The following is a 22,431-nucleotide window of genomic DNA, read 5'->3' as shown; positions in this document are numbered from 1 at the left end:
GGTTGGCACCGGCTTCGGGCAATCGCCGCAAGCGTGTTTTCTGCAATCAGAAAAAAGCTGCTTCGCGACTCCCGTCAGAGCGCATGAGATACGGCGCCGGGGCCCGGTGCCCTTGCTGACCCGCCCCGGCCCGAGGCGCTCAGTTGAGCTTGATCTGGGCTTCGCGGATCAGCTTGCCCCACTTGGCATGCTCGCTCTTAATCCAGGCGCCGAACTTCTCTGCTCCGGCCGGAGTCGGCATGCTGCCCTCCTGCGCCAGCTTGTCCTGCACCTCCTTGGTGGCCAGCAGCTTCATGGTGGCGTCGCCGATGCGCCTGACCACATCGGGCGGCATGTTCGCTGGGCCCACCAGGCCCAGCCAGGTCGAAGCCTCGAAGTCGGCATAACCCTGTTCGGCCACGGTGGGAACGTCGGGCAGGGATGGCACGCGCTGCGCCGAGGTCACGGCCAGCGCGCGAACCTTGCCCGAGGTCAGCTGCTGCATGACGGATACGGTGTTGCCGAAGTACAGCTCCACCTGCCCGCCCAGCAGATCCGTCATCGCCTGATTCGCGCCCTTGTAGGGCACCTGCAAAATCTCTATGCCTGCGCGGCGCGCCAGCATCTCGCCGGCCAGGTGACCCACCGTACCGTTGCCGGCCTGGGCAATGCCGTAGGTGCCGGGCCTGGCCTTGGCGGCCTTGATGAAGTCGCCCAGATTCTTGAACGGAGAGCCGGCGCGCACGGTCAGCACCACGGGCTGCAGGGCCACGCTGACAATGGGCGTGAAGTCCTTGAGCGGATCAAAGGGCATCTTGGCATACAGGCTGGGATTGATCGCCAGGTTCGCGGCCTGGCCCATGCCTATGGTGTAGCCGTCGGGCGCCGCCTTGGCCACGGCATCGAGGCCGATATTGCCGCCCGCGCCCGGCTTGTTGTCCACCACCACCGTCCAGCCCATGCCCAGATTGAGCTTGTCCGCCACCAGTCGCGAAGTGGCGTCGGTGCCGCCGCCCGGCGGGAAGGGCACCACCATGCGCACGGCGCGCTGAGGCCATTCGCCCGCTGCCCGGGCCATGCCCTGCACACCCAGGGCCAGCGTGGCCAGGGCCGTAGCCGTCAGAAATATTCTTTTATGCATGTCTTGTCTCCTGTAAGAATTTCCTGCCTCAGACCGGCAGACCCTTGGCGCGCAGCACCGCATCGAAGCGTTCGGGGTCGGCCGTGCCCTCGCGATTGCTTGCGCGGATGGCGGCTTCCTTGACCAGATGCGCCTGGCTGCGCTGCAGGACTTCGGCCGCATCCGCTGCAGGCACGGCAATCACGCCATCGGCATCGCCCACGATCAGATCGCCGGGCAGCACCGCCATGCCGGCGCAGGAAACCGGCACATTGATCTCGCCCGGACCATCCTTGCTGGGGCCTCTATGGGTGTGGCCGCGCGCAAAGATCGGCATGCCCTCCTCGGCCCATTCGCAGAGGTCGCGGATGGCTCCGTCTATCACCAGGCCGGCGAGCTTGCGCGCCACGCAGGTGGTGCGCATCAGGCCGCCGACCAGGGCCTGGGAGACATCGCCCCCGCCGTCGATGACCAGCACATCGCCGGGCTGCACCATCATCAGCGCCTTGTGAATCATGAGGTTGTCGCCGGGACGCACACGCACGGTGACGGCCGGCCCGCAGAGCACGGTGTCAAGCCTGGCGTGGTATTGGCGCAGGCCCATGGTGCCCACGTTGCGGCTCATGGAGTCGCCGATGGCCGCCACGGGAATGGACTTGAATGCCTCGACGACCTGGGCCTCGGGGCCAGGGACGCGCGGATTGATGCAATAGCCCGCTGGCCATTGTTTTGCACTATTGCTCATGCAGCTTCTCCGGATAAAAAGGAATGGGATTCAAGGACCTCGGGGTTCACGCAGCGGCTGGCGGCCATGGGCCGGCCTTGCAGCCAGCCCAGCACATTCGCGGCAGCGCCGGCGGCCATGGCGGCCAGCGCTGCGGGCGTGGAGCCGCCCACATGCGGCGTCAGAACCACGTTGGGCAGGCCCGCCAGCGCGGAGTCCACGGGCAGGGGCTCCACGGCCATGGTGTCCAGGCCGGCCGCATGCAGAAGGCCGCTGCGCAGGGCCTCGACGAGTGCGGGCTCGTCCACCACTTCGCCGCGTGCCGTATTGATCAGGATGGCGCCCTGCGGCAGGCGGGCCAGTTGCGCTGCGCCCAGCATGCCGCGGGTGTGCCGGTTGAGCGGCACATGCAGGCTGAGCACATCGGCCAGCGGCAGCAGCTCGTCCAGCGAGGCCAGCAGCTTCACGCCCGCCACGGGACTGGAGCGCAATGCCGGATCGAAGGCCGCCACCTGCATGCCCAGGGCCTGGCAAACCTGTGCCACACGCTGCCCGACCTGACCGAAGCCGACCAGACCCAGCGTCTTGCCGGACAGCTCGATGCCGTCCTGCGCGCGCGACCAGCGGCCGCCGCGCAGTTCCGCATCCATCCAGGCGATGCGGCGTGCCGCGGCAAACAGCAGGCCCAGGGTCATCTCGGCCACGGACTGCGCATTCGCCCCGGGCGTCACATAGACGGGGATGCCGCGCGCGCCGGCTGCGGCCACATCGATATTGCTCACGCCCACGCCATGCTTGGAGATGACCTTGAGCGTGGGGCACGAGGCGATGGCGCGAGCCGAGAGCTCCAGGGTGCGCGAGATCACGGCATCGACGGGCTCGGTGGCCATGATGCGCTCCACCGCCTGGGCATCATCGCCGCTCGCCAGATAGATCACCCGCGCGCCGGCCCTGGCAAGAAGATCCGCTCCGCTGGAAGCCAGCTCGGTAGCGGTAACGAAAACGGTAAAGGCTTGTGTTGACATAAGGACTCCGATGAGCCCGGATTCTTGTCAGCATCAATCATTCCGTCTATTCGATAATATTCATTCAATCATCACTTTTATTCATTGATGGATCTGCATCTGCGCGATCTGCGCTTCTTCGAGATCGTGGCCGAGCTGGGCCACCTTGGACGAGCTGCCGAACAACTGGGCCGCACCCAGCCGGCGCTGACCAAATGCATGCAGCGACTGGAGCAGGCCGTGGGCGGGGCATTGTTCGAGCGCGCCGGGCGCGGCATACAGCTCACGCCTGCGGGGCAGGTGCTGCTGGCCCGCGCGCGCATGCTGCGCAACGCCAGCCAGGAGGCGCTGCGCGAGGTGCGCGACTTCAACGAGGGGATTTCGGGCCATGTGCGCATAGGCAGCGGCCCGGTTGCCGCCGACCACCTGCTGCCCGAGCTGTGCAGCAAGGCGCTTGCCGGCGGGCGCAAGATCACCATCAGCATCGTGATCGGCCCGAGCTGGGAGCTGCGTGACCGCCTGCGCGAAGGCCAGCTCGACCTGCTGATCGGTCTGACGGCCGAGGGCGATGCGGAACTGGTCTCCTACCCCATCGTCGAGGATGTGGTCGTGGTGGCTGCCAGCCGCACGCATCCCATCTTCGAAAAAACCCGCATCACGCCGGCTGCGCTGCTGCAGCACTCCTGGGCCCTGCCCAGCGCCAACATTCCGAGTCGCCAATGGCTGGATCAGGCCTTCACGTCGCGCGGCATGTCACCGCCCACGGTGCAGGTCGAAGCGGGCTCCATCCCGCTGTTGCCGCGCATGGTGGCGAAGACCGATCTGCTGACCTTTGTCTCGCGCCACACGCTGCGGCTGGAGCGCAGCCGCACGCTCAAGGAGGTGCGCCTTGCCGCCACCACGCTGCGCCGTCACCTGGGCGTGACCTGCCGCAGGGACGGCTACCTGTCGCCCGCTGCCCAGCAGATTCTCAAGCTGCTGCGCGACGACGGGCCCATGCTGTTCGGCAGCGACGAGGCGTCCTTTGACGATATGTGAGCATGGCTGAAACCGCCCAGGCCTAGGCATCAATCCCACGCTCTTGGTCATGGCGGTGATCGTCAACCTCACGCCGGGCATGATCACGCCGCCCGGTCGGCGGCCTGCTGTGCGTGACCGCCGTGTCCACGCGCGTGTCCATCACCGAGCTGACGCGCGAGATGCCGCTTCTCCTGCCGGCCCACTTCGTCGTGCTGTGTCTGCTGACCTTCATCCCGGCGCTGTCCACCTGGCTGCATACGCCGGGCTTCCAGTAAAGCGGGCTGTGCTGGATCACCAGGCCTGCGTGCATCACGCGGGCCTTTTTTCGATCAAGAATCGGTGCCGCTGACCCAGGAACACCATGAACCTGCCTTTGCAGAAATGGCGCGTGTGATGCGTGATGCGTGATGATGGTGAGGTGTGTTGTGGAAGGACGCGCTGCATGCGCCGTATCGGCCGCCCTTTCGTGCGTGCTACAAGCTACGTTCACTCACTTCCACGCGAGCGCCCAGACCCTCGAAATGCTGCACCAGGCGGTCCTTTTGCAAGGCGCTGACGCTATCGTCGAGCAGCGTCAGCGGCAGCCGGCTCTTGAGTTTCAGCAGCTCCTGCACGGACATCGTCGTGAAGATCTTCCTGAGCGCCAGCATGACCCTGGCCGGATCGGGCCCCAGCTCCAGCAGGTGCACGGTGTAGAAGATGATGGAAGAACGCGTTTCAAGCGGCACCAGTGGCGCTTTGGCTGCCGTGGGCTGCACGTGCGCCATCAACTCCTCGAGCGAGGCAAACAATGGCCTGGCCGCGCGGTGCGGCTCGTCATGCCACTTCCACAGCACAGGCACTTCGGGCCGGCTCATGTCACCGATCAGCGGGTCGCCATCCAGGCCATGGGTCAGCACCAGCCAGTGCGGGCTCCAGCCATCCGCCACCGCACCATCGATCCAGCGCAGATCACCGGGCGTGCTGGCCTTGAGGTCCAGGCCGAGGCGGTACTCACCAGTCTGAGACCACAGCCCGGCCGTATCGATGGCACGCTGCATCGCGAGCCAGTTGCCCGCGCCTTCACGCCATGCAGGAAGCTGCAACCACGGCAGCGCATCCTTCCAGCCACGCGCCCAGGTCATCCAGGCCTGCACCGCCGGCGGCTGCGGTGGGCGCGCGATCTGCGCCATCCACGCGACACGCGAGGCTGCCAGCTCCACCGGTGCAGGAAAGCTGCTGCGCGAGAAGGACATGGTGCGCGCCGCCTCTTACCGCGCCAGCACAGGCGCCAGTGCCTTGCCGGTGTGGGTGCCGATTCTGACCTGCTCCTCGGGAGTTCCCGTGGCCACGATGCGCCCGCCCTCCTTGCCGCCTTCGGGGCCCAGATCGATGATCCAGTCCGCCTCGGCAATCACGTCGAGGTCATGCTCGATGACCACCACGCTGTGGCCGCCATCGACAAGGCGGTGCAGCACATGGATGAGCTTGTCCACATCGGCCATGTGCAGGCCCACGGTGGGCTCGTCCAGCACGTACAGCGTGTGCGGGGCCTTCTGTCCGCGCCGGCCGATATCATCGCGCACCTTGGTCAGCTCGGTCACCAGCTTGATGCGCTGGGCCTCGCCGCCCGACAGCGTGGGCGATGGCTGGCCCAGGGTGAGATAGCCCAGGCCCACGTCTTTGAGCAACTGCAGCGGATGGGCAATCGAGGGCATGGAGGCGAAGAACTCCACGGCCTCGTCGACCTCCATCTTCAGCACATCGCCAATGCTCTTGCCGCGCCAGCTCACGGCCAGCGTCTCGGGGTTGAAGCGCGCACCGTGGCAGACCTCGCAAGGCACTTTCACATCAGGCAGAAAGCTCATCTCGATGGTGCGCACGCCCTGGCCTTCGCAGGCCGGGCAGCGGCCTTCGCCGGTGTTGAACGAGAAGCGACCCGCCGCATAGCCGCGGGCCTTGGCCTCCAGCGTCTCGGCAAACAGCTTGCGAATCGTGTCCCAGAAGCCGATATAGGTCGCGGGGCAGGAGCGCGGCGTCTTGCCGATCGGCGTCTGGTCGACTTCGAGCACGCGATCGATGGTCTCGAAACCCTTGATCCCCTTGCAGCCCACAAGCGCCGGCGACTTGCCAGCATCCATGGCATCGCGCCCGGCCTTGGTCGAGCGCTGCTGCACCCAGGCCGCCACATTGCTCAGCAGCACATCGCGCGCCAGCGTGGACTTGCCCGAGCCGGAAACCCCGGTCACGGCCACCAGCCGCTTGAGCGGAACCCGGGCCTCCACATTCTGCAGATTGTGCAGATTCGCACCCAGCACCGTCAGCCAGTGCAATGCGTCGCTGTCTTGCTGCACCACATTTTCAGTAGCAGCTATCGCTTTCTTTTTCTTGGTTTTGGATGGTTTCTTATCTGAAACCTCCATATCACCAGCGCTGGAAGCTTCTGCATTGATAGCAGCCGGCTGCACCGGTGGCTCGCCCTCCCCCACCCACAGACGTGGCTTGAAGGGGTGGCGCATGGCGTGCAGCAGATAGCGCCCGGTGACCGAGTCCTTGGCCGCCATGATGTCATCCACCGTGCCCTCGGCCACCAGACGGCCGCCGCGAATGCCGGCGCTGGGGCCGATGTCGATCACATGGTCGGCGCGGCGAATCGTGTCTTCGTCGTGCTCCACCACCACCAGCGTGTTGCCCTTGTCGCCGAGCTTGTGCAGGGCATTGAGCAGGATCTGGTTGTCGCGCGCATGCAGGCCGATGGTGGGCTCGTCCAGCACATAGCAGACGCCTTGCAGATTGCTGCCCAGCTGCGCGGCCAGACGGATGCGCTGGGCTTCGCCCCCGCTCAGCGTGGGCGCGCCCCGGTCCAGCGTCAGATAGTTGAGACCGACTTCCTCCAGGAATTCGAGACGGCTCTGGATCTCGGGAATCAGATCGCGTGCAATATCGGCTTCGCGGCCCGTGAGCTTCAGGCTCTGTATCCAGTGGCGCACATCGCTGACTGACAGCTGGGCAATATCGGTAATCGCCTCGTCGTGAAACTTCACGGCTCGCGCCACAGGATTCAGACGTGTGCCATGGCATTTGGGACAAACGACTTCAGCCAGGTCTTCCACTTCCTGGCCTTCGAACTTCACCTCACGGCCCCGGTTGTCGTCGGCCAGCAAGGTGTCGTCGTAGACCTTGCGCTGGTCCTTGGTCAGCTTCACGCCCGTGCCCACGCAATCGGGGCACCAGCCATGCTTGCTGTTGTAGGAGAACAGACGCGGGTCCAGCTCCGCATAGCTGGTGGCGCAGACCGGGCAGGCACGCTGGGTGGAGAACACCTGCAGCGCTCCGATGCCGGCCGTGCTCTGCCCGCCCTGCATGGCGTCGGCCAGATTCTCGATGCCCGAGAGCACATGCAGCACGCCCTTGCCGATTTCCAGCGCCTGGCGCAGATGGCCGCGCAACTCCTTCTCGTTGGCCGCGGTCACCGTCACGCTGGCCACGGGCAGCTCGATGGTGTGTTCCTTGAAGCGGTCAATGCGCGGAAAGCCCGTGGTCGGCAGAAACTCGCCGTCCACGCGCAGATGCGTGTAGCCCTTGGGTCTGGCCCAGTCGGCCAGCTCGGTATAGACGCCCTTGCGGTTGACGACCAGCGGACTCAAGAGACCGATGGTCTGGCCACGGAAATTCGTCATCAGCTGCGCGGCAATGCTTTCCTCGGTCTGCGGCTGCACGACGGCATCGTCGTGGATGCAATGCTGCACGCCCAGCTTCACATAGAGCAGGCGCAGAAAGTGCCAGACCTCGGTGGTCGTGCCCACCGTGGACTTGCGACCGCCGCGCGACAGGCGCTGCTCGATCGCCACCGTGGGCGGTATGCCGTAGACCGCATCGACCTCGGGACGGCCCGCAGGCTGCACGATGGAGCGTGCATAGGCATTGAGCGATTCGAGATAGCGGCGCTGGCCTTCGTTGAACAGAATGTCGAAAGCCAGCGTGGACTTGCCCGAACCCGACACCCCGGTCACCACATTGAACTTGCCGCGAGGAACTTGAACGCTCAGGGACTTGAGGTTGTGCTCCCTGGCATTGACGATCTCGATAGCGTTCTTGGCCTGAGGCGCCTTTTCGGCCTGGGCCTTGCGCTGGGGCTTGTAGAGCATGGGAGCGACTTCGCGCACCGCCTCGCCGCCCACGCCCATGGCCAGGTCGTATTCGCGCAAGGCCTGGGCCGTGTGCGACTCCTTCACATGGCGCACCTCCTCGGGCGTGCCCTGGGCCACGATCAGACCGCCGCCATCACCGCCTTCGGGGCCCAGGTCGATCAGCCAGTCGCTGGCGCGAATCACGTCCAGATTGTGTTCGATGACGATCAGCGAGTGGCCAGCCTCCAGCAGCTTGCGCAGTGCGCGCATGAGCTTGGCAATGTCTTCGAAATGCAGGCCTGTCGTGGGCTCATCGAACAGGAACAACGTGCCTTTCTTGGCCAGCGACTGCTTGGACTTGCTTTGCGCGCGAGCCGCTTCCGCGAGGAAGCCTGCCAGTTTCAAGCGCTGGGCCTCGCCGCCCGACAGCGTGGGCACGGGCTGGCCCAGCTTCACGTATTCCAGGCCCACATCGACGATGGGCTGCAGCGCGCGGATCACATCGCGGTCCTGCGCAAACAGCAGCGCGGCCTCGGCCACCGTGAGCCCCAGCACATCGGCCACATTCAGCGGCTGGCCGTTGCGCTCGATCTTCACTTCCAGGATCTCGGGGCGATAGCGCGTGCCGTTGCAGTCCGGGCAGCGCAGATAGACGTCCGAGAGGAACTGCATCTCCACATGCTCGAAGCCCGAGCCGCCGCAGGTCGGGCAGCGGCCGTCGCCGCTGTTGAAGCTGAACTTGGCGGCCGTGTAGCCGCGCTGGCGCGACAGAGGCGCGATGGCGAACAGCTCGCGGATCGCATCCCAGGCACCCACATAACTGACCGGGTTGGAACGTGCCGTCTTGCCAATCGGCGACTGGTCCACGAACATCACATCGGCCAGATGGTCTGCGCCCAGCAGGCGCTCGAACGCGCCCGCCGCATCGGTGGGCTTGCCGAAGTGACGCATCAGCGCAGGCACCAGCACATCCTGGATCAGCGTGGATTTGCCGGAGCCCGAAACACCGGTGATGGTGACCAGGCGCTGCAGCGGAAAGTCCACGCTGATGTCCTGCAGATTGTGCTCGCGCGCGCCTTCGAGAATCAGGCGCGGCGTGCTCTCGGTCACCATGCGCTTGAGCCCGAACCCCACCTGCTTGCGCCCGCCCAGATAGGCGCCGGTCAGGGTATCGGCCTTGCGCAGATCCTCGGGCGTGCCGTCGAACACGATCTGGCCGCCACGCTCGCCGGGGCCGGGGCCCATGTCGATCATGCGGTCGGCGGCGAACATCACGGCGGGGTCATGCTCCACCACCACCAGCGTATTGCCCGCATCGCGCAGGCGCTGCATGGCTTCGGTGATGCGCTCCATATCGCGCGGGTGCAGACCGATCGATGGCTCGTCGAGCACAAACAAGGTGTTGACCAGCGAAGTGCCCAAAGCGGTGGTCAGATTGATGCGCTGCACCTCGCCGCCGCTCAGCGTGCGGCTCTGGCGGTCCAGCGTGAGGTAGCCTATGCCCACATCGCACAGGTACTGCAGCCGCGTCATGACTTCTGCATGCAGCATCTTCAATGCCTGGGCTTCGCCATCATTTTTAACGGCAGCGTTGTCTGGCGCCAGCTGCACAAAGAAGTCGCGCAGGCGCGTGATCGGCAGACGCATCAGGTCATGCAGGCACAGACCCGGCAGGCTGTCGAGCTGCTCGCGGCTCCAGCCCACCGCCTGCGGCATGAAGCGCTGGTATCGGCCGCCTTCATCGCCGGGCGGCAGCACGGCATCCGCTGCCTGCTTGCCGCCAATGCGCCAGAGCAGGCTTTCGGTCTTGAGGCGCGCGCCGCCACATGTCGGGCATTCGGTATAGCTGCGGTACTTGGACAGCAGCACCCGGATATGCATCTTGTAGGCCTTGCTTTCGAGGTACTCGAAAAAGCGGCGAATGCCATACCAGGTCTGGCTCCACTTGCCGTTCCAGTTGGGCGAGCCTTCGATCACCCAGTCCTTCTGCTCCCGGGTCAGCTTGGACCAGGCCGTATCGCGTGGAATGCCCTCGGCCTCGGAATGGCGCATCAGGTCGTCCTGAATCTCCTTCCAGGCCGGCGTCTGGATCGGCTTGATGACACCGGTGCGCAAGGTGAGCTTTTCATTGGGAATCACCAGGCCCCAGTCGACCCCGATGACGCGACCGAAACCACGGCAGGCATCGCAGGCGCCCACCGCGGAGTTGAAGGAGAACAGCGAGGGAATCGGCTCCTGATAAGTCAGATTGCTCTCGGGGCAATGCAGACCTAGCGAGAACTTCCACAGCTCGGGCTCGGCCGCCTCGGCAGCGCTCTCTGGCAACACATAGACCGTGAGCCTGCCGCTGCCGCGCTTGAGGCCCACTTCAATCGCCTCCATGACGCGCGACCGCTCGGCCTTGCCGAGGCGAAAGCGGTCGGCAATCACATCCAGCACCTTGATCTTCTCGGGGGCTGGCCTGGATTTTTTCTTGCCCTTGGCGACCTCATCGGCGGCGGCGTGAGCGCGCTCCACTTCGCGCTCGGCCTGCACCTTGGTGAAACCGCTGGCAGACAGCCATTGTTCCACCTCTTCGGCCGAGGTATTGGCCGGCAGCTCCACCGGGAAGGTGATGGCAATACGCGGGTCGCCCGCGGCCTCGCAGCGCTGGGCCAGTTCGGCATAAATGCTGTCCGCCGTGTCGTGGCGCACCGGCAGGGCCGTCCTGCTGTCGAACAACTGGGCCGCGCGCGCAAACAGCAGCTTGAGGTGATCGTTGATCTCCGTCATCGTGCCCACGGTGGAGCGCGAGTTGCGCACCGGGTTGGTCTGATCGATGGCAATCGCGGGTGGCACACCCTCGACCTTGTCCACGGCCGGCTTGTCCATGCGATCGAGGAACTGGCGCGCATAGGCGGAGAAGGTCTCGACATAGCGGCGCTGACCTTCGGCGTACAGCGTGTCGAACACCAGACTGGACTTTCCCGAGCCGCTGGGGCCGGTGACCACGGTCAGCTCACCGGTACGGATATCGATGTCCAGATTGCGAAGATTGTGCTGGCGAGCACCACGGATACGGATCAGGCCCTGCGTCATGTTCTGCGGTCTTTTCTATGGAGGCCAAACATTCTAGGCAGTCCTGGCAAGAGCCTGGGTTGCGCATGTGCATTCAGGCTGTGCAGCAGCATTGAAAAGTGCAATAAAAAAAGCCCCGACCGACGGGGCTTTGATCGCTTGCTGCAGTCTTTATTTGGATTCCGCCGGTGCATGGATCGCTTCGGCACCATGCTTTTCTCCACTCATATCCACCTTGTCACCGGCCTTCATGATGACAAACAGCGCCACAGCGGCAAACACCACAAAACCAATCGCCAGCTTCCACATATCAGTCTCCAGAGTGTTATGAACAAGCAGCTGGTGCAGCCGCTCGTGCCACACCAGTCAGCACGACCATTGAGCCTGAGCGAGTTTGCGCGTGGCTTACTGCCAGACAGGCTGCACATAAGAAAAAACCCCATGCCTTGCGACATGGGGTGTGAACTTGGAGTAATGGTCTGCATTATCAGCTGCAGCTGCTGGAGACACCGCTTGCGCGGTGCACAAATTAGAAGTTGTGACGCACGCCCAGAGCGAAGGAGCTGAAGTCCGCGCCGGCAGCACCGGTCACATAGTTCGCACCCTTGCTGTTGTTCACCTTGGTGTAGTAGCCATACACCTTGGTGCGCTTGCTCAGGTTGTAGTTGTAGCCCAGAGTCCACTGAGTGGCGGCGGAGTCAGCAATATGGCTCCACTTGTTGGCGTGACCCACGTTGGCATGGAATTCCGAAGCGCCCATGGTGTACATGGCCGACAGACGGAAGTTGTTGCGCGAACCAGCGCCAGTGCCGGTGATCTGGTTGTCGTCCTTGTTACGCTGGTAGTAGGCACCCAGAGTCACTTGACCGAATGAGTACAGGCCGCGCAGAGCAGCTTGCCAGTTGTCGCCCACCTTGCTGAAGCCGGCGCCCAGGTGCAGAGGACCGGTGGCGTAGTTGGCGGCCAGATCGTAGCCGTTCTTGCGAGGACCGACTGTGGGATCCTTCTCGTGCAGCGACACGGAGGCATCCACCGTCAGGCCGCCCATGTTGGGGGTGCGATAGCCGATCTTGTTCTTGGTGCTCAGACCGCCGAACCAGACGGGATCGTAGTACAGCGCATCGGAAGAAGAACCGGTGTCGTGGTTGTGCATGCTGATGTAGTCAGCAGTTGCGTAGTAGGACTCGGGAACGAAGTTGCCCAGACGGATCATGCCGAAGCCGCCAGACAGGTTCACTTCGCTCTGACGCGCAAAGGACATGCCGGTGGTGGGGTGGGTCCAGGCGGAGCCGGTACCGGTGTCGGAGTTGAAGCCGGACTCCAGGGTGAAGCCTGCCTTCAGGCCGCCACCCAGATCTTCGGTGCCGCGAATGCCCCAGCGGGAAGCATTGTTGTAGAGGCCGGACACCGATTCACCGCCCGCCTTCTGGCGTTCGACGGTGGTGTTGATACGGCCGTACAGCGTCACGCTGCTCTGTGCCATTGCGGTGGTTGCGCCCATCACAGCCAGTGCGGCCAGTGCGATGCGAGTCATCTTGGTCATTCAGTGCTCCTATGTCCTGGGATAGTGTTTTTTGCACCGCATTGGCTTGTAGGTTATTGGCCCTCTCGCGGCTAGGTGTGATTCTAGGTTGGCCCCTCTCAAAAGCATGATTTCCATCGCAAAAAAGTAACGCAATGATGCTTTGTTGCCACACTGCTGAAACCCATTAGTGCTGAGACAAACAAAAAAAGATCTGCAAAGCAAAAGCCTTGCAGATCTTTGATGCGATGCTGCATAAATTGCAGCACCAGCGCTTGGCATCAGTCTTCGGCGTAGATGTCGCGATCCTTGGTTTCGGGCACGAACAGCGTACCGATCACGGCCGTCACACCAGCGATGATGATGGGGTACCAGAGGCCGTTGTACATATTGCCGGTCTGCGCCACGATGGCGAAGGACATGGTGGGCAGCAGACCGCCAAACCAGCCATTGCCGATGTGATAAGGCAGGCTCATCGAGGTGTAGCGGATGCGTGTCGGGAACAGCTCCACCAGCATGGCCGCGATGGGGCCGTAGACCATGGTCACCAGCAGCACCAGATAGGTCAGGATCACGACCATCATGACCTTGTTCATCTTGGCGGGGTCAGCCTTGGTGGGATAGCCATCCTTGGCCAGTTCTGCCGCCACTGCCTTCTTGAATGCACCGTCCTTGGCCTTGGCATCTTCAGGGCTCAGACCCTTGAGCGAGAACGAAGGAATCTCGGTCGCGCCGATACGGATCATGGCCTGCGTGCCTGCAGGCGCAACTTCGTTTTCATAGCTCACGGAACCCGCAGCCAGCACCTGCTTGGCCACGTCGCAGGAGCTGGTGAACTTGCTCGTACCTGTGGGGTTGAACTGGAAGGAGCACTCCGCAGGATCGGCCACGATGACCACCTTGTTCTTGGCTTGAGCCGCAGCCAGATCGGGGTTGGCAGCTTCGGTCAGCGCCTTGAAGGCGGGGAAGTAGGTCAATACGGCCAGAATGCAGCCCAGCATGATGATGGGCTTGCGGCCGATCTTGTCGGACAGCGTGCCGAAGATCACAAAGAAAGGCGTGCCGATCAGCAGTGCGGCGGCAATCATCAGATTGGCCGTCACGGCATCGACCTTGAGCTGCTGCGTCAGAAAGAACAGCGCATAGAACTGGCCGGTATACCAGACCACCGCCTGGCCGGCGGTCAGGCCGACCAGCGCCAGAATCACGATCTTGAGGTTCTTCCACTGACCGAACGACTCAGTCAGAGGCGCCTTGGACACCTTGCCTTCGGCCTTCATCTTCTGGAAGGCAGGAGACTCGGACAGCGTCATGCGAATCCAGACCGAGATGGCCAGCAGCAAAATGGAGACCAGGAATGGAATGCGCCAGCCCCAGTCGGCGAACTTCTCTTCGCCCATCGAGGTACGCACGCCCAGAATCACCAGCAGCGACAGGAACAGGCCCAGCGTGGCCGTGGTCTGGATCCACGAGGTGTAAGCACCGCGCTTGCCGTGCGGCGCGTGCTCGGCCACATAGGTGGCAGCGCCGCCGTACTCACCGCCCAGGGCCAGACCTTGCAGCATGCGCAGCGCGATCAGGATGACGGGGGCGGCCACGCCAATGCTGGCGTAGTTGGGCAAGATGCCGACGATGAAGGTGGACAGGCCCATGATCAGAATCGTCACCAGGAAGGTGTACTTGCGCCCGATCATGTCGCCCAGACGGCCGAACACCAGCGCGCCGAAAGGGCGCACGATGAAGCCTGCCGCAAAGGCCAGCAACGCGAAGATGAAGGCCGATCCTGCATCCAGACCGCTGAAGAACTGCTTGGCGATGATGGCTGCCAGAGATCCGTACAGATAGAAGTCATACCACTCGAAAACGGTTCCGAGTGAAGACGCAAAGATGACTTTGCGCTCTTCCGGGCTCATCGGCCTTGGGGCCGATTTACCTCCCATATTTGCTGTCGCATTGATGGCCATGTTTGTCTCCTAGGTTTTGGAATGTCAGGCGCTGCCAACTCACCTGTTTGCCCAATATCAAAGCGACAACTGACCGCTAACTTACAAAAAAAAGCTTCTCCAAAATTCAAGACTGGGCATTACCCGACCCTCTCCGCACTTACCCGGATTCGTTTTTTTTTGATGTGAAAAACCGGGGGCAAACACCGATATCGTAAGTAAGGAGGCGGTCAGACGGGCTTCTCAGAATGCGTTGCAAGCAAGCCACCGTGTACCGGATGGCAGGCTGGAAAACTTCAAAGGAGACAACGCTGTGCGAGACCCGGTGATAGAGACAATCCAAAGCAACCCCGCCTACCAGCAGCTGCGCCGCAAGCGCAATCGCCTGGGCCTGGCGCTGACCGTTCTGATGCTGATCGTGTATTACGGCTATGTCGCGCTGATCGCGTTCGACAAGGAGTTCCTGGCGCAGCCCATCGGCGCGGGAGTGACCACGCTGGGCATTCCCATCGGCATGGGCGTCATCATTTTTTCCGTGATCATTACCGGCCTCTATGTGCGCCGCGCCAACAACGAGTTTGATCAGCTCACCCGCGACATTCTCAAAGGCATCAAGCAATGAAGCAGCGCATCTCTTCCCAATGGCTGGCGGGCGCTGCGGCGCTGGTCGCGACAGCTCCCGTGCTGGCCGCCGGCGGTGACGTCGGCAACGCCGCCAAGCAGGCCACCAACTGGACGGCCATCATCATGTTCACCGCCTTTGTGGTGGCAACCCTGTGGATCACCAAATGGGCTGCCGGCCGCACCAAGTCGGCGTCCGACTTCTATACCGCAGGCGGCGGCATCACCGGCTTTCAGAACGGTCTGGCGATTGCGGGCGACTATATGTCCGCCGCCTCCTTCCTCGGCATCTCGGCCTCCGTCATGGCCAGCGGCTATGACGGCCTGATCTACTCCATCGGTTTTCTGGTGGGCTGGCCGATTCTGACTTTTCTGCTGGCGGAACGCCTGCGCAATCTGGGCCGCTTCACCTTTGCCGACGTGGCCGGCTACCGTTTCGAGCAAAAGCCCTTCCGGATTTTTGCCTCCTGCGGCACGCTGGTGGTGGTGGCCTTCTACCTGATTGCCCAGATGGTGGGCGCAGGCCAGCTGATCAAGCTGCTGTTTGGCCTGGACTACTGGATTGCCGTGGTGCTGGTCGGCGGTCTGATGATGATCTATGTGCTGTTTGGCGGCATGACGGCCACTACCTGGGTGCAGATCATCAAGGCCTGCCTGCTGCTGGCCGGCGTCACCTTCATGGGCTTCATGGTGTTGTCCAAATACGGCTTCAGCCCCGAAGCATTGTTTGCCGAAGGCGTGAAGGTACGCACCCAGATCGCCGCCAATGGCGGTGCCGAGCCATCCGTCGCAGAGAAACTGGGCCTGGCCATCATGGGCCCGGGCGGCTTCATCAAGGACCCGATCTCCGCCATCAGCTTCGGCATGGCGCTGATGTTCGGCACGCTGGGCCTGCCCCACATCCTGATGCGCTTCTTCACCGTGCCTGATGCCAAGGAAGCACGCAAAAGCGTGTTCTGGGCCACGACCTGGATTGGCTACTTCTACGTGCTGATCTTCATCATCGGTTTTGGTGCCATCACCCTGGTACTGACCAATCCTGAAATGGCCGATACCGCCAAGGGCGTGATCCATGGCGGCGCGGGCACGGCCAATATGGCGGCCGTTCTGGTGGCCAAGAGCGTGGGCGGCGATGTGTTCTACGGCTTCATCTCGGCCGTGGCCTTTGCCACCATTCTGGCTGTGGTCGCTGGTTTGACGCTGTCTGGCGCCTCGGCCGTCTCGCACGATCTGTACGCCACCGTCATCAAGAAGGGCAAGGCCGACAGCGCCTCGGAACTGCGGGTTTCGCGCATCACCACGCTGTGCCTGGGCTTTGTCGCCGTGCTGCTGGGCATTGTGTTCGAGAAGCAGAACATTGCCTTCATGGTCTCGCTGGCCTTTGCCGTGGCGGCTTCGGCCAACTTCCCGCCCCTGCTGCTGTCCGTGCTGTGGAAAGACTGCACCACCAAGGGCGCCGTGATCGGCGGCTTCCTGGGTCTGGTCTCCTCCGTGGGCCTGACCATTGTGTCGCCCTCGGTCTGGGAAGGCACCTTGGGCAACCCGGCCGGCTCGGCATGGTTCCCATACGCCTCGCCTGCACTGTTCTCCATGGCGATCGGCTTCTTTGGCGTGTGGCTGTTCTCCGTGCTCGACAAGAGCGCTCAGGCTGCCAAGGAGCGCGCCGTGTTCCCTGCGCAGCAAGTGCGTTCGGAAACCGGTCTGGGTGCCGCAGGCGCATCCGGCCACTGATGATGTGAATGGCCTGGCACCATGCCGGGCCCCGGCAGGAATCTGCCCTCACCCCGGCCCGCAGAGACCGCCACGGTTTCTGCGGGCCGCGCTCATTCCACGTCCAGCCCGCCGGACTGCGCCAGCTCGAACAGCAGCTCCCGTGCCCATTGGTGCCCAGGAGAGCGATGGGTGCGCGCATGCCAGGCGGCCGTCTTGGTGAAGCCTGGAATCTCCAGCGGCGGCTCCAGCACCACCAGGCCCGGGTCGGGCTTGACCAGACGCCGCGGCACGACGGCAATCAGATCGCTGCTGCGCAGGATTTCGGGCAGCACCAGAAAGCTGGTCACGGACAGCGCCACACGCCGCCTCCGTCCCAGGCGCTCCAGCGCCTCGTCCGTCACACCATGAAAACTGCCTCCGTCATAGGACACCAGCGCATGGTCCAGAGCGCAGAAGCGCTCTAGCGACAGGCCGCGCCGGCGCGCATCGGGATGGCCGCGACGCATCACGCAGACATAGCGTTCGTCGAACAGTCGGCGCGCATGCAGATCGGGGGCCGTGCGCTCCGGCGTAACCAGCGCCAGATCGATGTCGCCGCGCTCCAGCCGCTCGTGCAGCGGCAGATGCTGGGCCGGCACCACGGCCACGCACAGACCGGGCGCGCGCTGGCGCAACACGGCCAGAAACGGCAGCACCACCGCCTGCAGCGCGTAATCCGTGGCGGCAATGCGCAGCGTCATATGTGCCGTAGCCGGATCAAAGGCCTGGGGGCGCAGCAGCGCTTCGGCATTGCACAGCAACTCCTTGAGCGGCCCTGCCAGTGCCAGCGCGCGCAGCGTGGGGGCGATGCCGCGCTGCGTGCGCACGAACAAGGGGTCGTCGAAGCTCTCGCGCAGCCGCGTCAGCATGCCGCTGACCGCCGGCTGGGTCAGCGCCAGACGCTCGGCAGCGCGCGTCACGCTGCGCTCGTCCAGCAGCGCATCCAGGGCCTTGAGCAGATTCAGGTCCAGACTCTTGATATCAGTCGGCATGATTTCACAAATCAGAAATATCGATTGGATTTATTTCACCACAGACCCCATCATTTCCACATTCCCTTCGACAGAAGCCCTGCATGCACAGCATTCACTGGCCCGCCAACCTCATGCCGGGCAACACCAAAAACTTCGTCTCCAGGCAGATCATTGCCCGGGGCCTTTATCCGCAGTTTTCCGAATCTCGCTGTCCTTGATTTTTTGATAGCTGTCAGAACCTTCATTCATTGAATTTCAGATTAATTTCATTCTGAAAACAAGCAATGAAAGGCGATAGGCGCTATCAAACCTTTTGCATCCTGCTTTGCCGCGGGACTGCCGGCTCACTCCGTTCGCACCACCAATACTCCGCATGTCTGCACTCTTTACCCCCTTCACTCTCAAAAGCCTGACCCTGCGCAACCGCATCGCCGTTCCGCCGATGTGCCAGTACAGCGCCGTGGACGGCCTCACCAATGACTGGCACCAGGTCCACTACGCCTCCATGGCGCGCGGCGGCGCGGGGCTGGTGATCGTCGAAGCCACGGGCGTGTCGCCCGAGGGCCGCATCTCGCCCGACTGCACCGGTCTGTGGAACGACGGCCAGATCGAAGGCATGTCGCGCATTGCCGCCGGCATCAAGGCCGCAGGCGCCGTGCCCGGCATCCAGATCGGCCATGCCGGACGCAAGGCCAGCGCCAACAATCCCTGGGAAGGCGACGACCATATTGCCGAAGGCGATGCCCGCGGCTGGCAGCCGATTGCGCCATCGGCCATCGCCTTTGGCGGCGGTCTGCCGCGTGTTCCCCGCGCCATGACGCTTGCGGACATCGCCCGCGTGCAGGACGACTTTGTCGCGGCAGCCCGCCGCGCCCTTGCAGCCGGCTTCGAATGGCTGGAGCTGCACTTTGCCCACGGCTATCTGGCCCAGAGCTTTTTCTCGCCCCACAGCAACCAGCGCGACGACGCCTATGGCGGCAGCTTCAGCAACCGTGCCCGCTTTCTGCTGGAGACCGTGGCCAAGGTGCGCGAGGTCTGGCCCGAGCATCTGCCGCTGACAGCGCGTTTCGGCGTCATCGAGTACGACGGCCGCGACGAAGAAACCCTGGAGGAATCCATCGCCGTCACGCGCCAGATGCGCGAGCGCGGCCTGGACCTGCTCAATGTCAGCGTCAACTTCGTGATTCCCGATGTGAAGATCCCCTGGGGCACGCCTGCCTTCCTGGCGCCTATCGCCCAGCGTGTGGGCCGCAGCGCCGGCCTGCCCGTGGCATCGAGCTGGGGCATGGATGATCCACAGGTTGCCGAGCGCATCGTGGCCGACGGTCAGGTCGATCTGGTGATGATCGGCCGCGCCCATCTGGCCAATCCGCACTACGCCTACCAGCTGGCACAAAGCCTGGGCGTTGCCCGTCCCGACTGGACCCTGCCCGCTCCCTATGCGCACTGGCTGGAGCGCTATCGCGGCGCCGCCAAGCAGGCCGCTGCCTGAGTGGGCCGTCGCCCCTCAACGCACCAAAGATCCCGACCGCAAGGAGGCCCGGCTGCCTGCGCTCCTGCGTCATGCAGTCGGCCAAGGTTGCCACGGCCTGTACGGCCCAAATGGTGTTGACCCCGGGCCCCACTTGTCGACGATGAAGAACTGGCCCGGCAGCCAGCAGGCATGGCCGGCAAAGGCACAAGCCGCCAAGTCGGTGGGCCCGCCTGCGGCAAAGCCCACCACCAGTCTTATCTACCTTGCGAGATAGGCGCCGGCTCAGGAGACGCTGACGCGCTCCAGCGCCACCAGCACGTTGCGCGCCGCTCCCACGCCCATGTTCACATAGGCATCCGAGGTCACGCCGCCGATGTGCGGGCTGAGGATGAAACCCGGCTGGTGCAGGAACGGGTGGCCAGCCGCCATGGGCTCGACGGCAAAGCTGTCCAGGCCCGCGGCGCTGACCTGGCCTTGCTGCACGGCGGCCAGCAGCGCGGCCTCGTCGATGAGACCGCCGCGCGCGGTGTTGACCACAATCACGCCGCGCCTGCAGCACGCCAGGGTTGTGGCGTTGAGCAGGTTGCGGTTGTCGTCGGTCAGCGGGCAGTGCAGCGAGATCGCATCGCTTTCGCGCCACAGCGTATCCAGGTCCACGGCCTGCACGTAGCCGGGCAGCTGGCCCGCAAAGGGATCGAAGCCGATCACGCGCATGCCCAGTGCATCGGCCATCTTCGCAAAACGCAGGCCTATGGCGCCCAGGCCGACCAGGCCCACGGTGCGCCCGGCCAGCTCCAGGCTTTTGTGCGTGGCCTTGTCCCAATGGCCGCAGTGCATGCGCGAGTCCAGCTGCACCACCGACTTGGCGCAGGCCAGCAGCAGAGCCAGGGCCTGTTCGGCCACGGCCGCCGCGTTGGCGCCGACCGCCGCCACGACCTCGATGCCGCGCTGCGCGGCCGCGTCCTTGTCAATGGTGTCCGTGCCACTGCCGTGCTTGGAAATCACCTTCAGCGAAGGTCCGGCGTCCATGACCGCGGCCCCCACCTTGCCGTAGCGCACGATGATGGCGACGGGATCATGCCGACGGCACAGGGCCACCAGGTCTTGCTCGGTGGGCGTCTTGCCCGCGTAGACTATGTCGTGGCCTTGCAGCAGATCCAGTGCCTGCTGCGCCAGGTCAGCGCCCGTGACGATGATGGTGCTCACAGCGTCTCTCCTTCCTTGAGCACGCCGGCCGCGCGCAGCGCCGCGGGCAGCCACTTCGAGGCCGTGTCGCCGCGGGCGATGGCCTCGATGCGCGCGGCCTCGTCGGCCACTTTCCTGTCGGCCAGCGCCAGCATGGCGGGCGCCTTGGCGCGCTCGATCACGACCACGCCGTCGGCGTCGCCCACCACCAAGTCACCCGGGTTCACCATCGCACCGCCGCAGGAGATGGGGTGATTGATGCGACCGGGCACGAACTTGGTCGGACCTGCAGGATTGAAGCCAGCGCTGAACACCGCAAAGCCCAGCTCCAGCAGCTCAAGCTTGTCGCGGATCGCGCCATCGACGATCACGCCGCCAAGGCCTGTCTTCTTGCAGGCGCTGAGCATCAGCGTCCCCATCAGGGCCGCAGTCTGGTCTCCCTTGCCGTCGATGACCAGGATATCGCCGGGCTTGGCCAGGGCGATGGCGGCGTGGATCATCAGGTTGTCTCCGGGGCGCACCTCGACGGTGAAGGCCGGGCCGGCGAGCTTCATGTCCTGGTGCACGGGCGCCACACGTGCGTTCATGGTGCCGCGGCGGCCTGCCACGTCGGCAAGGATGGCGGCCTGAAAGCCCGAGGCCTTCTGGACGACCTCGGCGCTGACGCGCTCGAAGTCACGGATGATTTCTGGAAGTTGGCTCATGATGGTTAGGTCCGCGGTTCGGGACGGTTGCAGAGGTGAAAGTGAAGAAGGAGCAGGAGCGGCCGGGCGCACCGCGCCCTGCCCGCGAGGGCATGTGCACCAGGCATGTGCGCCAGGCATGGCGCGGCAGGTGTGCTGGGTGGGTGGTTTGTTGGCGCGACAGCGCGGTGGCGCGGTGGCGTGGTGGCGTGGTGGCGCGATCGGCCTCAGTCCAGGCTGGCGCCCGAGTCCTTGACGATGCGGCCCCAGCGCGGCACCTCGGTGCGCAGCAGCTGGGCAAAGGCCTGGGGCGTGCCGCCCAGCACGTCGCCGCCCTCGGAGCGCAGCTTCTCGGCCACATCGGGCTGCTTCAGAGCCAGGTTGATGGCCTTGTTGAGCTGCTGCACGATGGCCTCGGGCGTGCCTGCGGGCGCCAGCACGCCGTACCAGGAGCTGGCCTCGAAGTCCTTGTAGCCGAGCTCGGCCAGCGTGGGCGTGTCGGGCAGCTGGCTGGAGCGCGCCAGCGAGGTCACGACAATGGGCCGCAGCTTGCCGTTGCGCACCTGGCCCAGCAACGTGGGAATGGCGGACATGTACAGGTCGATCTGTCCGCCCACCAGATCCGTCATGGCCTGGCCTGCTCCCTTGTAGGGCACATGGCGCAGGCTCATGCCCGAGATCTTCTGGGCCTGCTCGCCCGCCAGATGGGCCACGGTGCCGTTGCCCGAATAGCCCAGAGTGATGCCATCGGGCCTGGCCTTGGCCGCCGTCACCAGCTCGGCAAAGGTCTTGTAGGGCGTGTTGGCGGGAGCGGCCATGACGATGGGCGCCGAGGACACCAGGGCCACGGGCGCCAGGCTCTTGATCGGGTCGTAGGGCAGCTTGGCGTAGAGCCAGGGGTTGATGGCGAGATTGCTGGTCTGGCCCATGACCAGGGTGTAGCCATCGGGCGCGGCCTTGGCCGCAGCGTCCACGCCCAGGTTGCCGCCCGCGCCGGGGCGGTTGTCCACCACCACGCTCCACTTGTTCTGCTCGGCCATCTTCTGAGCCACGGTGCGCGCAATCATGTCCGTGCCGCCGCCGGGCGGGAACGGCACGATCAGGCGGATCGGCTTGGCCGGATAGGCGGGCTGCGCCAGCGCGCCGTCGAAGGGAGTGACTACAGCCACGAAGCCGAGCACAGCGGCATGCAGGGCGCGCGAAAGCGGGCGAAAGTTCATCTGTTGTCTCCTGTTGGTCGCTTTGAAGCGTGTTCTGATGCGTG

General features: G+C 64.2%; 16 protein-coding genes and 1 pseudogene. 5 read left to right on the top strand and 12 right to left on the bottom strand.

Annotated features, from left to right (window positions below; all coding sequences use genetic code 11):
• Positions 1-139: 139 nt before the first annotated feature.
• Genes P353_RS00250 through P353_RS00240 form a run of 3 tightly spaced genes read right to left on the bottom strand, consistent with a single transcriptional unit; the run spans position 140 to position 2,848 of the window.
• Positions 140-1,120, bottom strand: a complete 981-nt coding sequence (locus P353_RS00250; RefSeq protein ID WP_034364121.1) for a Bug family tripartite tricarboxylate transporter substrate binding protein — start codon at positions 1,118-1,120, stop codon at positions 140-142.
• 28 nt (positions 1,121-1,148) lie between these two features.
• Positions 1,149-1,844 carry an RraA family protein gene (locus tag P353_RS00245; protein ID WP_034364119.1) on the bottom strand — a complete coding sequence of 232 codons (696 nt, stop codon included), beginning with the start codon at positions 1,842-1,844 and terminating at the stop codon, positions 1,149-1,151.
• Entirely contained in the window at positions 1,841-2,848 is a 1,008-nt protein-coding gene (locus tag P353_RS00240) for a hydroxyacid dehydrogenase (protein ID WP_034364117.1), read from the bottom strand. Before P353_RS00240 ends, P353_RS00245 begins: the two co-directional genes overlap by 4 nt.
• A gap of 87 nt (positions 2,849-2,935) precedes the next feature.
• On the opposite strand from P353_RS00240, the gene P353_RS00235 reads away from it, so the two are divergent.
• A complete protein-coding gene (locus P353_RS00235; protein ID WP_034364115.1) occupies positions 2,936-3,865 on the top strand; it encodes a LysR substrate-binding domain-containing protein in 930 nt (309 codons plus the stop codon).
• A 22-nt stretch (positions 3,866-3,887) separates the two neighbouring features.
• Positions 3,888-4,122 (top strand): annotated as a pseudogene (locus tag P353_RS30225) (TRAP transporter large permease subunit); the annotation flags it as partial.
• A 198-nt stretch (positions 4,123-4,320) separates the two neighbouring features.
• Here P353_RS30225 and P353_RS00230 read toward each other — a convergent pair.
• The 5 genes from P353_RS00230 to P353_RS00215 all read right to left on the bottom strand — a co-directional run bounded on the left by P353_RS00230 (position 4,321) and on the right by P353_RS00215 (position 14,499).
• The gene (locus P353_RS00230) at positions 4,321-5,082 is read right to left on the bottom strand and encodes a hypothetical protein (protein WP_034364113.1); all 762 of its coding nucleotides are present in this window, start codon (positions 5,080-5,082) and stop codon (positions 4,321-4,323) included.
• 15 nt (positions 5,083-5,097) lie between these two features.
• Positions 5,098-11,034: an excinuclease ABC subunit UvrA gene (uvrA, locus tag P353_RS00225; protein WP_034364111.1), complete on the bottom strand. Its 5,937-nt coding sequence runs from the start codon at positions 11,032-11,034 to the stop codon at positions 5,098-5,100.
• Between the two features lie 150 nt (positions 11,035-11,184).
• The gene (locus P353_RS29420; RefSeq protein WP_196354110.1) at positions 11,185-11,322 is read right to left on the bottom strand and encodes a hypothetical protein; all 138 of its coding nucleotides are present in this window, start codon (positions 11,320-11,322) and stop codon (positions 11,185-11,187) included.
• A 220-nt stretch (positions 11,323-11,542) separates the two neighbouring features.
• A complete protein-coding gene (locus P353_RS00220) occupies positions 11,543-12,556 on the bottom strand; it encodes a porin (protein ID WP_034364109.1) in 1,014 nt (337 codons plus the stop codon).
• A 260-nt stretch (positions 12,557-12,816) separates the two neighbouring features.
• On the bottom strand, positions 12,817-14,499 hold the full coding sequence (locus P353_RS00215; RefSeq protein ID WP_034364107.1) for an MFS transporter: 1,683 nt from the start codon (positions 14,497-14,499) through the stop codon (positions 12,817-12,819).
• Between the two features lie 292 nt (positions 14,500-14,791).
• On the opposite strand from P353_RS00215, the gene P353_RS00210 reads away from it, so the two are divergent.
• Entirely contained in the window at positions 14,792-15,100 is a 309-nt protein-coding gene (locus P353_RS00210) for a DUF485 domain-containing protein (protein ID WP_003059047.1), read from the top strand.
• A complete protein-coding gene (locus P353_RS00205) occupies positions 15,097-16,830 on the top strand; it encodes a cation acetate symporter (protein WP_034364105.1) in 1,734 nt (577 codons plus the stop codon). The genes P353_RS00210 and P353_RS00205 overlap by 4 nt, the downstream gene beginning before the upstream one ends.
• 92 nt (positions 16,831-16,922) lie before the next feature.
• Here the strand turns inward: P353_RS00205 and P353_RS00200 are convergent, their stop codons facing one another.
• Entirely contained in the window at positions 16,923-17,843 is a 921-nt protein-coding gene (locus tag P353_RS00200) for a LysR family transcriptional regulator (protein WP_034364103.1), read from the bottom strand.
• 355 nt (positions 17,844-18,198) lie between these two features.
• Between P353_RS00200 and P353_RS00195 the strand changes: the two genes are divergently transcribed.
• Positions 18,199-19,317 carry an NADH:flavin oxidoreductase/NADH oxidase gene (locus P353_RS00195; protein ID WP_034364100.1) on the top strand — a complete coding sequence of 373 codons (1,119 nt, stop codon included), beginning with the start codon at positions 18,199-18,201 and terminating at the stop codon, positions 19,315-19,317.
• Positions 19,318-19,581: 264 nt separating this feature from the next.
• On the opposite strand, the gene P353_RS00190 is transcribed toward P353_RS00195, so the two are convergent.
• From P353_RS00190 to P353_RS00180, 3 genes are all read right to left on the bottom strand, one after another.
• On the bottom strand, positions 19,582-20,505 hold the full coding sequence (locus P353_RS00190; protein ID WP_034364098.1) for an NAD(P)-dependent oxidoreductase: 924 nt from the start codon (positions 20,503-20,505) through the stop codon (positions 19,582-19,584).
• Positions 20,502-21,188 carry a diguanylate cyclase gene (locus tag P353_RS00185; protein ID WP_034364095.1) on the bottom strand — a complete coding sequence of 229 codons (687 nt, stop codon included), beginning with the start codon at positions 21,186-21,188 and terminating at the stop codon, positions 20,502-20,504. Before P353_RS00185 ends, P353_RS00190 begins: the two co-directional genes overlap by 4 nt.
• 206 nt (positions 21,189-21,394) lie before the next feature.
• Entirely contained in the window at positions 21,395-22,387 is a 993-nt protein-coding gene (locus tag P353_RS00180) for a Bug family tripartite tricarboxylate transporter substrate binding protein (protein WP_034364093.1), read from the bottom strand.
• Between the last annotated feature and the right edge of the window lie 44 nt (positions 22,388-22,431).

This window comes from Comamonas testosteroni, assembly GCF_000761245.1.
Lineage (GTDB): Bacteria > Pseudomonadota > Gammaproteobacteria > Burkholderiales > Burkholderiaceae_C > Comamonas > Comamonas testosteroni_C.
Note: the sequence above shows the minus strand (reverse complement) of the source record. Positions and strands in the feature narration are given on the sequence as shown.